The organism is Winogradskya humida, assembly GCF_016862215.1.
GTDB lineage: Bacteria > Actinomycetota > Actinomycetes > Mycobacteriales > Micromonosporaceae > Actinoplanes > Actinoplanes humidus.
This window is the reverse complement of record NZ_BOMN01000078.1, coordinates 21,364-27,897: the sequence shown is the minus strand read 5'-3', so window position 1 is coordinate 27,897 and position 6,534 is coordinate 21,364. Positions and strand designations below refer to the sequence as shown.

6 protein-coding genes are annotated in these 6,534 nt (G+C 72.2%); 3 read left to right on the top strand and 3 right to left on the bottom strand.

What is annotated here, in order from left to right; translation table 11 throughout:
- Positions 1-81: 81 nt before the first annotated feature.
- Positions 82-282 carry a hypothetical protein gene (locus Ahu01nite_RS27880; protein ID WP_203839613.1) on the bottom strand — a complete coding sequence of 67 codons (201 nt, stop codon included), beginning with the start codon at positions 280-282 and terminating at the stop codon, positions 82-84.
- Positions 283-493: 211 nt separating this feature from the next.
- Here Ahu01nite_RS27880 and Ahu01nite_RS27875 point away from each other — a divergent pair, with 211 nt between their 5' ends.
- Entirely contained in the window at positions 494-1,099 is a 606-nt protein-coding gene (locus tag Ahu01nite_RS27875; protein WP_203839612.1) for a GrpB family protein, read from the top strand.
- A gap of 193 nt (positions 1,100-1,292) precedes the next feature.
- Here Ahu01nite_RS27875 and Ahu01nite_RS27870 read toward each other — a convergent pair whose 3' ends face one another.
- Positions 1,293-1,865: a DUF6392 family protein gene (locus tag Ahu01nite_RS27870; protein WP_203839611.1), complete on the bottom strand. Its 573-nt coding sequence runs from the start codon at positions 1,863-1,865 to the stop codon at positions 1,293-1,295.
- A 171-nt stretch (positions 1,866-2,036) separates the two neighbouring features.
- Between Ahu01nite_RS27870 and Ahu01nite_RS27865 the strand changes: the two genes are divergently transcribed.
- Positions 2,037-3,140: a glycerophosphodiester phosphodiesterase gene (locus Ahu01nite_RS27865; protein WP_203839610.1), complete on the top strand. Its 1,104-nt coding sequence runs from the start codon at positions 2,037-2,039 to the stop codon at positions 3,138-3,140.
- Between the two features lie 203 nt (positions 3,141-3,343).
- Here the strand turns inward: Ahu01nite_RS27865 and Ahu01nite_RS51425 are convergent, their stop codons facing one another.
- On the bottom strand, positions 3,344-5,635 hold the full coding sequence (locus Ahu01nite_RS51425; protein WP_203839609.1) for a helix-turn-helix transcriptional regulator: 2,292 nt from the start codon (positions 5,633-5,635) through the stop codon (positions 3,344-3,346).
- A gap of 123 nt (positions 5,636-5,758) precedes the next feature.
- On the opposite strand from Ahu01nite_RS51425, the gene Ahu01nite_RS27855 reads away from it, so the two are divergent.
- The gene (locus tag Ahu01nite_RS27855; RefSeq protein ID WP_203839608.1) at positions 5,759-6,412 is read left to right on the top strand and encodes an esterase/lipase family protein; all 654 of its coding nucleotides are present in this window, start codon (positions 5,759-5,761) and stop codon (positions 6,410-6,412) included.
- Positions 6,413-6,534: the final 122 nt, after the last annotated feature.

Sequence of the window (6,534 nt, the reverse complement as noted above, 5' to 3'; positions counted from 1 at the left end):
AGTCCAAGCGCCAGTCTTCGCGCTCAGTCCAAGCGACCGGTTGCCGTGACCGGTTGCCGTGACCGGTTGCCGTGACCGGGTTCAGCGGCCGAAGGAGAACCGGCGCTTCTTCTGGCGGCCGAAACGACCCTGGAGCGTGTCCGCACCCTTGCGCAGCATGCGGGTCCCGCGGCTGGGCCCCCGGCGGGCCTCTACCGCGTCACTGAGTTTGCGCGCGCCGAACGCCGCGAGCGGAACCGCCACCGCCATGATCGCGTAGCGCCTGATCAGGTTGAACAGCATGCCGACCTCCGTATGACCACCGGACGAACCGGATGCCGTCCTGCCCTGGGCATACCCCCGCCCACCCTTGATCAGTCCTCCCACCGGCCGCAACCGCCACCGGGTAATCAGCCGCGCACAGACCGCCCGGGGATGGAGAGCTCGAAATTCGCTGTCGCCGGGTGATCGCGGGGTCGTAGTCTGGCGGACTTTGCCGACACCGGAGGTTGAATTGACCGAGTTCCCGCAGGACATCACCGAACGCATCGTGGGCACCCCGGAGCAGGAAGCCGAGGGCATGGTCGGTCCGCCCCCGGAACAGTGGGTGGGCCCGGTCACCATCGTGGACTACGACCCGTCCTGGCCGGACCGCTACAACGCCCTGCAACCCCCGATCGACGCCGCGCTCGGCGACCTGATCATCAGCGCCGGCCACATCGGATCCACCTCGGTCCCGGGCCTGGCCGCCAAACCCGTCATCGACATCGACGTGGTCATCGACGACACCGAGGACGAATCCCGCTACGTCCCGGCCCTGGAGCACCTCGGCTACCGCCTCCTGCTCCGCCACCCCTGGTGGCAGGGCCACCGCATGCTCATCAACGCCGCCGCGGACGTCCACCTGCACATCTGGCCCCGCGACGCCCCCGAACCCGTCCGCCACCGCCTCCTCCGCGACTGGCTACGCACCCACCCCGGGGACCGGGACCTCTACGCCACCACCAAGCAACACCTCGCCCGCGAAACAGCCGACCACCCGGAGGACTACACGATGGCCAAGAACACCGTCATCGACGCCATCTTCACCCGCATCTTCGCCGCCCACCCCCAGCCCTGACGCCCGCTCCGCTCTGAGCGCGGCGCAAATCCGAGGCGGGCGCTTGCGCGACAGGGCGGCTGTGAGGCAGGGCGCCTGTGAGGCAGGGCGCCTGTGAGGCAGGGCGCCTGTGAGGCAGGGCGCCTGTGAGGCAGGGCGCCTGTGAGACAAGGCGACTCAGAGGCTCGCGCTGTGCTGAGGAAGTCGGCGCGGGTCAGGCTGCTCGGGGGAGGTGGGCGGGGAGGGCGAGGGTGAGGCGTTCGAGGGTTTCGGCGTCCGGGGCGTATTGGGCGTGCAGGGTGAGGTCGGGGAGGTGCCAGCGGTCCCAGGGGCCGTTGGCGGAGTCGAAGCGGTCTCGGTAGGGGGCGCCGGTTTCGTCGGGGCGGCCGAGCATGGGGATCATGCGGGAGCGGCGGGGGACGCTGCCTGCTCCGGCGGGGAGGGTGCCCTGGAACGGGGTGAAGCCGTCGGCGGGCTGGAAGTGCAGGACGACGGTGGTGACCAGGCCGTGGGCGTCGGCGGCGAGTTCCACTCCGGCTGAGGGGGAGCGGTAGGCGCGGGAGAGGCCGGTGCCGGTGCGGGGGAGGAGGGCGTACTCCTGGCAGATGCCTTGGACTCTTGCTTCCAGGACCGTGCGGCCGAGGAGCTGGGTCAGGTCGGGGCGGCCGACCTTGCGGGCGGTGGTGAGCGGGCCGGGGTTGCGTTGCGGGGCCGCGGGGTTGAAGACCGGTTCGTTGGAGCCGCGCGGCGCGGTGTGGAAGGCAGCGCGGCGTGTACGGAATCCCACGTTGTCCACCGTAGGGGGTACGAACGAGTGCGCGGAAGGCGTACCCGTAGATCCTTTCGGTGGCGTTTGCCGGGACGTCACGGCGACTTCGCCCTGGGGTCGCGCGGGTGGCCTGGACTGCTGCGCGGGAGGTCAGGCGGGTGTCGCCGGCCGGGAACGTTGGAGGAGATCGTGGCAGATCGCCGACAGGTGCTGCGGCTGGGTGCTCTCGCGGCGGGGGCGCCGGCCGTGCTGGGAGCCACCGCGTCACCCGCACTGGCCGGGGGGCACGGACACCAGCCGTCGCTGGTCGTCGGGCACCGCGGGGCTTCCGGCTACCGGCCCGAGCACACCCTGGCATCGTACGAGCTGGCCGCGCGGCTGGGCGCCGACTTCATCGAACCGGACCTAGTGTCCACCAAGGACCACGTCCTGGTGGCCCGGCACGAGCCGGAGATCGGCGGCACCACCGACGTGGCGTCCCGCCCCGAGTTCGCCTCGCGCAAGCGGACCGTCCTGCTCGACGGCATTTCTGTGACAGGCTGGTTCACACACGACTTCACCCTCGCGGAGCTGAAGACGCTGCGCGCGACGGAGCGCATCCCGGCCGTACGCCAGCACAACACCCTCTACAACGGCCTGTTCCCGGTGCCGACGTTCCAGGAGATCCTCGACCTGCGCAAACGTCTGTCGAAGGAGCTGGACCGCGAGATCGGCGTCTACCCGGAGACCAAGCACCCGACGTACTTCCGGGAGCTCGGCCTGGACCTGGAGACCCCGCTGGTGCAGGTCCTGCGTCGCAACGGCCTCGACCGCGCCGACGCCAAGGTCTTCGTCCAGTCCTTCGAGGCGAAGAACCTGCAGGCCCTCCGCGAGGACTACCGGCTGCGCGCCCCGAGCATCTTCCTCACCAGCGCGACGGGCAGCCCGTTCGGCGACACGACGACGTACGCCGAATACCTCACCCCGGCCGGCCTGAGGAGGCTCGCCCGTTACGCCGACGGCATCGGCCCGGACAAGAGCCAGGTCATCCCCCGCAAGGCCGACGACACCCTGGGCGAGCCGACCACCCTGGTCAAGGACGCCCACGCCGCCGGCCTCAAGGTCATGCCCTACACGTTCCGCGCCGAGAACGCGTTCCTGCCCGCCGACTACCGCGTCGGCACCGACCCCGCCGCCTACGGCCGCGCCATCGACGAACAGGTCACCTTCCTCAAAACCGGCCTCGACGGCCTCTTCACCGACCAGGCCGACATCGGGGTCCTGGCCCGCAGTGCCGCTTACGCCCACGTCTGATCTTTTGCCGGTACGCCCGGAGCCCGCGCTCCGGCCCGGCGGACTTCGCCGCGTGCTCGGGCCCGGCGGGGTTCGCCGCGCGTGCTCGGGCCCGGCGGTGTGCGCCGCGCGTGCTCGGGCCCGGCGGTGTGCGCCGCGCGTGCTTCGGCCCGGCGGTGTGCGCCGCGCGTTTCGGCCGGGCGACGTTCGCCGGGTGAGTGTGCTCAGCCCGGGGGGATTCGGCGGGCGAGTTCGGTCCGGGAGCGGACGCCGAGGCGGGCGTACACGTTGCGCAGGTGGTGGTCGACGGTTCGGGGGCTGAGGTAGAGCTGCTGGGCGATCTCCCGGTTGGTGGCCCCGGCTGCCACCATCCGGGCGATCCGGTCCTGCTGCGCGGTCAGGCCGGTGGTGCCGGGCTGCTCCGGGGGCGCGGGGGCTTCGCCTGCCCGTGGTTGATACGTCACCCCGGGACCTCCCGCGCCCTCTGGTTGATACGTCACCGCCGGACCTCCCGCGCCCTGTGGTTGATACGTCACCGCCGGATTTCCGGCTGCCCGTGGTTGATACGTCACCGCGGGGGCGCCGGCGGCACGGAGGTGTTGCATCGCCTCGGCGGCCCAGGGGCCCGCGCCGAGAGCGGTGAAGGTAGCGGCGGCGGCGTGCAGGTGTTCCCGGGCGGCTCCCGGTTGCCGGTGGCGGCGCAGGTGCCTTCCGTACAGCAGCTGGGTGTGCGCCCGTGCGAAGTCGGTGTCCCCTCGGTCGTGCTCCCGCAGGGCCTCCCGGAACAGGTCGACGGCGTCGTCCGGGCCGGAGGCCAGCAGGGCCCGGCTGCGCGCCCGTAACGCGAGCCAGGGGGCACGCCCGGTCGCCGAGGCCCACCGTTCGAACTGATCGAAGGCCCGCTCTGCGATCGGCGCGTCGAAGGCCTGCCCCGCGACCAGTGCATCGAAGGCCCGGCCTGCGACCAGTGCGTCGACGGCCTGCCCCGCGACCGATGCGTTGAAGGCCTGGCCTGCGACCAGTGCGTCGGCGGCCTGCCCCGCGACCGGTGCGTTGAAGGCTTGCCCTGCGACCGGTGCGTCGAAGGCCCGGCCCGCGACCAGTGCGTCGAGGGCTCGAGCCGCGGCTGGGTTCCGGCGGCCTTGAGCTGCGGCCCGGGTCCGACGGCCCGGAGTGGCGGCGGGTTCCCCGAGGGCCATCTGCGCGGCCGCGAGGGCCTCGATGAGGTGCGGGGTCGCGGCGACCTGCAGGACCGCGTTGCCGCGTCCGGACGGCGTCACCAGGATCCGGGTGAGGCGTGCCACCGTTGCCGCGGGCCGTCCTTCGATCAGGTCCAGCAGCCCCAGCGCCCATTCGCAGAGCGCCCGGGCCTGGCCCGGCCCGGTGCTGCTGTCAGCGGCCCCGGCCCGCTGCACACGGTGCAGCGTGGTCGGCCGGTCGCCGCGCAGCGCCGCCACGACGGCGAGGATGCCGAAGTGGACCTCGGCGAGTGCGGGCTGTCCGGTGCGCAGTGCCTCGTCCGCGCCTTCGACCGCCGCCGACTCCGCGTCCGGATAGCGGCCGCTCGCGAGCCCGGCGAACGCGGCGGCTTCGAGGGCCCGCGGCACCGTCACGGTCTCGCCGTTCAGCCGGGCCAGCCGGACACCGCGGGTGGCGAGTGCGTACGCGGTGTCGCCCGCACCGGCGAGTACCCCCGCGGTCGCCGCCCGGATCAGCTCGTCGGGCCGGTCACACGCCGCGGCGCGGGTCGGCTCGTCGGGCCGGTAGCTCGCATCGGCCCGGGTCAGCGCGTCGGGCCGGTAGCTCGTATCGGCCCGCGTCATCGCGCAGTGCCGGTCGCTCGCTCCGGACCGGTTCATCGAGGTGTGCCGGCCGCTTGCCTCGGTCCGGGTCGGCTCGTTGGGCCGGTCGCTCGCTCCGGCCCGGGTCATCGCGCTGTGGAGGTGGGCGATGCCGGTGCGCGGGTCGTCGGCGTACAGCGCGGTCAGGCCGGCGACGAGGTCCTCGGATGTGCTGCCCGGGCCGGCGTGCCGGTCGAGGACGTGCCGGGCCACCTCGATGTAGCGCTCGTGGTCGCCGGCCCGGTGCACGACCTCGGTGGCGAGCAGCAGCGCGTCGAGGGCGCTCTCCCGGGGGAGCTGCCCGGCGGCGCTGAGCAGGTCGTCGACCGCGGACCCGTCGGCGTGGACGGCGATCTCGGCGGCCAGCCCCCGGACGCGTACGCGCAGCCTGGGTTCATGAGCGACCCGCCGCAGCAGCTTGCCGGCCTCGGCCGGGCGACCCGCCAGCCAGACCTGCCGTGCGGCCGCGAGCAGCGCGTCGGCCCGGACCGCGGCGTCGGTGGTGAGCCGGGCGGCGTGGCGCAGGGCAGCGGCGGCCAGTGGGGGAGGCGTACGGCCCGCGAGCTCCAGCAGATCGGCGGCGAGCCCGTCGTCGGAGCCGGAAGCAGCGTACGCGAGACGGAGCAGTGCTCTCGGCGTACGCGGCCGTTTCTGCATGAACTGTGCATAAATCATGTAGACAAGTGTCGATGTTTGCCGATGGCGGCTCAAGGCCGGTGATTTCACCGATGTGTCATTTCTGTTTCGGCAGCAGGCTGCGAGACATCCCGTTCCCTCCCTGGAGGTTCCATGCGCCGGATGTTCGCAGTCCTGATCGCCGTCATGACCGCCCTGGTCGCCATCCCCGCCGCCCCCGCCCTGGCGGCCCCGGGCACCCCGGTCGTCTTCGTGCACGGCTACACCGGAAGCGCCTCGAACTGGACGACCGCCATCTCACTCTTCCGGGCCGGCGGCTACAGCAGCAGCGAGCTGTTCGCGTACGAGTACAACTCCTACGGCAACAACATCCAGAACGCCCAGGGCCTGGCCACCTATGTCAGCCAGGTCCGCAGCCGCACCGGCGCCGCCAAGGTCGACATCGTCAACCACTCCATGGGCGGCCTCGTCACCCAGTGGTACGTCAAGCAACTCGGCGGCGCCCAGTACGTCAACCACGTAGCCTCGCTCGCGGGCGCCAACCACGGCACGACCTCCGCGAGCGCCTGCCTCATCTACGTCACCTGCCAGCAGATGTACCCGGGCTCGTCCTTCATCAACACCCTCAGCGCAGGCGACGAAACCCCCGGCCCGACGACGTACGCCACCTGGTACTCCCCGTGCGACGGCATCATCATCCCGTACACCAGCACGACCCTGAGCGGCGCGACCAACAACTACGTCCTCTGCGAGACCCACATCGGCTACCTCACCGACACGTCCGTCCTGACCGCGGTCCGCAACTTCCTGCGCTGACCCGATCGACCTGACGAGGGCCGCACCCCGCGAAGGGGGGTGCGGCCCTCCGCGCGCGCCCACGTTCGGTTGCCCCTGGTTGTTCCCGGGCGGCGGGGCGCGCGAAGATCAGGGCCGGGCCA